3 protein-coding genes are annotated in these 3,858 nt (G+C 71.0%); 2 read left to right on the forward strand and 1 reads right to left on the reverse strand.

What is annotated here, in order from left to right:
• Positions 1-2,223, forward strand: a 2,223-nt coding sequence (locus B8460_RS11815) for a glycosyltransferase (RefSeq protein ID WP_048861802.1), incomplete at its 5' end; no start/stop codon positions are given.
• Positions 2,220-2,618, forward strand: coding sequence for a cupin domain-containing protein (locus tag B8460_RS11820; RefSeq protein WP_048861803.1), 399 nt, complete (start codon positions 2,220-2,222; stop codon positions 2,616-2,618). The genes B8460_RS11815 and B8460_RS11820, both read left to right, overlap by 4 nt.
• On the opposite strand, the gene B8460_RS11825 is transcribed toward B8460_RS11820, so the two are convergent.
• Positions 2,610-3,659 (reverse strand): site-specific DNA-methyltransferase, encoded by a 1,050-nt coding sequence (locus B8460_RS11825; RefSeq protein ID WP_048861804.1) that lies wholly within the window; start codon positions 3,657-3,659, stop codon positions 2,610-2,612. The genes B8460_RS11820 and B8460_RS11825 overlap by 9 nt on opposite strands.
• Positions 3,660-3,858: the final 199 nt, after the last annotated feature.

The raw sequence follows: 3,858 nt of genomic DNA on the forward strand, positions 1-3,858 counted from the left end.
GACGACGTCGCGGCCCGCCCGGCGCTGGCGTCGGTGGCGTTCGACCGCGCGATCCTGCACCGCCGGCCGCGCATCCTGATCGACGTGACGCCGACCGCGCGCCAGCCGCAGGTGCGCGGCGGCATCCCGCGGGTGGTGCGCGAACTGGCCGAGGCGGCCGTGCGCACGGGTGTCGGCCTGCCGGTCTGCTACCGGGACGGCGCGCTCTACAGCTACTACGCCCATGAACTGCTCGCCCGGCCGATCCAGCCCGGGCCGGGCGACGTGTTCCTGATCGTCGACGTGTTCTGGTACTCGCTCGACATGTATCAGGAGGCAGTAAGGCTGGTGCGCGGCGGCGGGGCGCAGGTCGCGCTGTTCCTGCACGACATCTTCCCGCTCCGCTACCCGTCGTTCTACCCGCCGGAGGTGCCGCCCACCTTCCGCGCCGGGCTGATGCGCTTCCTCCCGGTGGCCGCGTGGTGCCTGACATCCACCGCCCACGGCGAGGCGGAGATACGCGACTGGCTCGCCGCGCATGCCCCGCGCGTGCTGCCCCGCCTGCGCCTCGGGCACTTCCCGCTCGGCGTCGCGGCGCATCCGGCGGAGCCGACACGCAGGCTCGGGCGCGCGGCGCCCCGGCGGCAGGTCACCGACCTGTTCGACACCGACCGTGCGCTGCTCAGCGTCGGCACGCTGGAGCCGCGCAAGGGCTACGACGTGACGCTCGACGCCTGCGACCTGGCCTGGGCGGCGAGCGAGGAGTTCATTCTCGTCATCATCGGCCGCTACGGATGGCGGGCGCGGGCGCTGCAGGCGCGGCTGCGCGCCCATCCCGAGCTTGGGCAGCGGCTGTTCCTCATCGAGGACGCGACGGACGCGGAACTGGCGCACGCCTATGCGCATTGCCGCTGCCTGATCCAGGCGTCGATCGACGAGGGATACGGGCTGCCGGTCATCGAGGCGGCACTTCGCGGCGCGCCGGTGATCGCGTCCGACATCGCGGTGTTCCGCGAAATCGCGGGCGACGCGATCACCTATTTTCCGGTGGCCGATGCCGGGGCGCTCGCCGCGCGCATCGCGGAGACGCTGTCGCAGCCGCGCCGGCCGGCGACGCTGCGCGTGCCTGACTGGGACGAATGCGCGCGCGCGATGGCCGACCGTCTCGCGCCGCCGGCCCGGACGACCGCCGAGGCGTCCGTCGCCCCGGCGGAGGCGCCGATCGGCATGCCGGCGATCCTGCCGCGCCGGGCGTCGGACGCGACCGTGCATGTCGCCTGCTGCTTCGACGACCGGATGGCGATGCCCGCGTCGGTCGTCGCGGCGTCGGTCGCGGCGTCCACGCCGGATGCGAATGTCGTCTTCCACATGCTGCATGCCCCGGCGCTGTCGATCGATCTCGGCGCGCTCGCCGACAGTCTCGACAGCGACCGCTTCACCATCGTCGAGCACGTCATCGCCGAGGATTACACCGACCTGCACCGCACCGCGCAGTACAGCGACGCCATCTATTACCGCTTCCAGCTCCCGTCGCTGATCGATGCCGAGCGGGTGATCTATGTCGACAGCGACACGATGGTGCGCCGCTCGCTGGCCGCGCTGTACCGGACGGATCTGCGGGGCCATCCGGTCGCGGCGATGACGGATTTCTCGCTGACCTATCACATGCGCAACCACGCCATGCCGATCATCCACAACGGCCGCGCGGTGACGGTCGATGACTACATGCTGGACGTCCTCGATTTCGACCTGACGACGACGCCGTATTTCAACAGCGGCGTGCTGGTGATGGACCTCGGCGCGTGGCGGCGCACCCGGCTGGTGGAACGCTGCCTTGCGTTCTGCCGCGCGGCCGGAGAGCTGAACATGCCGGATCAGGACGCGCTCAATCAGGTGCTGCGCGGCGACTATCTGCCGCTTGACCCGCGTTGGAACGCGTTTTCCTATCTCTACCGCGAATACATGCCGGAAGGACCGGGCACGCTGCCGAGCATCTTCGGCGGGTTCGAGGCCAATCTCCGGCCACCGACGGGAGAGTGGATGCGCGTGCTGCGCGACTGGGCCTTCGACCCCTGGATCGTCCACTTCGCCTATCGCAGCAAGCCGTGGGCGCGCGAGGATCGGCGCACCGATTACGACGCCGAGTTCTGGGACAACGCGCGCCGCACGCCGTTCGGCGAACGCCTCGCCGCCCAGCGGTTCGGCGCCCCGGCGCGGGTGCCGACCGACGCGGTGGCGACATGATCGCCCCGGCGACGGTCGCGCTCGCCGACGCGCCCGTGGTGCGGGCGCCGGACGGGTCCACGGTGCATGTCCTCTGCCGCCTCGCCGGCGGCAGCATGGCGCGCTTCTCGCTCGCGGCCGGGCAGGTCGCGATGGCCGTCCGGCACCGCACCGTCGACGAGATCTGGTATATCACGGCCGGCCGCGGCGAGATGTGGCGGGCGGGCCCGGAGGGCGCGTCGACGATCGCGCTGGTGCCCGGCCTATCGCTGACCATCCCCGTGGGATGCGCGTTTCAGTTCCGCGCGGCGCCGGACAGCGATCTCGCGGCGGTCGCCATCACCATGCCGCCCTGGCCCGGCGAGGGCGAGGTCGAGCCGGTGGCGGGGCCCTGGGCGCCCAACCTCTCAGTCTGACGCGGTCCGCATCGACGCGCGCAACGTGTCGAGGCTGACCAGCGCGCCGTCGCGCTCGACATGCCAGAACGTCCAGCCGTTGCAGGACGGCGCGTTCTGCACCTCCGACCCGAGCTTGTGGATCGAGCCGCGCAGCGGGCCGCATACCAGCGTGCCGTCGGCGGCGACCGTCGCGGCGACGCGCCGCTGCCGGTCGGTGACGGTGGTGCCCGGCGGCACGATCCCCTGTTCGACGAGGTTGCCGAAGGGGATGCGCGCCGCCTCGCGCCGCGTCGGCGTGTTGCTGGCGCCATCGAGCGGCGCCGGCCGCACCCGGCGCACCCGCCCGAGTGCTGCCTCCACATAGGCGGGATGCCGCTCGATCGCGATGTAGCGGCGCGACAGGCGGCGGGCGACGGCGGCGGTGGTGCCGGTGCCGGCGAACGGGTCGAGCACGATGTCGTCGGGCGCGGTGCTGGCCAGCAGCACGCGATGCAGCAGCGCCTCCGGCTTCTGGGTCGGGTGCAGCTTCAGCCCGTGCGCGTTGCGGATGCGCTCCGCCCCGGTGCACAGCGGCAGCAGCCAGTCGCTGCGCATCTGCAGATCGTCGTTCAGCGCCTTCATGGCCTGATAGTTGAACTTGTAACGACTATCGCGTCCCCGCGCGGCCCAGATCAGTGTCTCGTGCGCGTTGGTGAAGCGCCGGCCGCGGAAGTTGGGCATCGGGTTCGATTTGCGCCAGATGACATCGTTCAGGATCCAGAACCCCAGATCCTGCAGGATGGCGCCGATACGGAAGATGTTGTGATAGGCGCCGATCACCCACAGCGTGCCGTCCTTGCGCAGCACGCGGCGGCATTCGGTCAGCCAGGCGCGGGTGAATTCGTCATAGGCGGCGAAATCGGCGAACCGGTCCCAGTCCTCGTCCACCGCATCGACCAGGCTGTCATCCGGCCGGCGCAGTTCGCCACGCAATTGCAGGTTGTAGGGCGGGTCCGCGAACACGCAGTGCACGGAGGCGGGCGGGAGCATGCGCATCAGTTCGATGCTGTCGCCGCGCATGATCTGGTCCAGCGGCAGTTCGCGGGTAAGGTCCAACGTCGTCTGCCCTGGTCGCCGTTCTTTTGCTCGTATCAGCTATCAGCGTTGCCGCGCGCATGTCGGGCATGCGCCATTCACTATCGTGTGGGCGCGGGTGGCGCCGCGTCAATTGCGGCCGGCGGGCCGGCGGCGCGGCGGCGGGTGACGTGGCCGGCGGCGC

The sequence above is a fragment of the Acidisphaera rubrifaciens HS-AP3 genome (genome assembly GCF_000964365.1).
Classification (GTDB): domain Bacteria; phylum Pseudomonadota; class Alphaproteobacteria; order Acetobacterales; family Acetobacteraceae; genus Acidisphaera; species Acidisphaera rubrifaciens.

Excerpts from the sequence above, each read along its gene's own strand:
- B8460_RS11825 (WP_048861804.1), bottom strand. The coding sequence starts at position 3,659 with ATGCGCGGCGACAGCATCGAACTGATGCGCATGCTCCCGCCCGCCTCC.
- B8460_RS11820 (WP_048861803.1), top strand. The coding sequence starts at position 2,220 with ATGATCGCCCCGGCGACGGTCGCGCTCGCCGACGCGCCCGTGGTGCGG.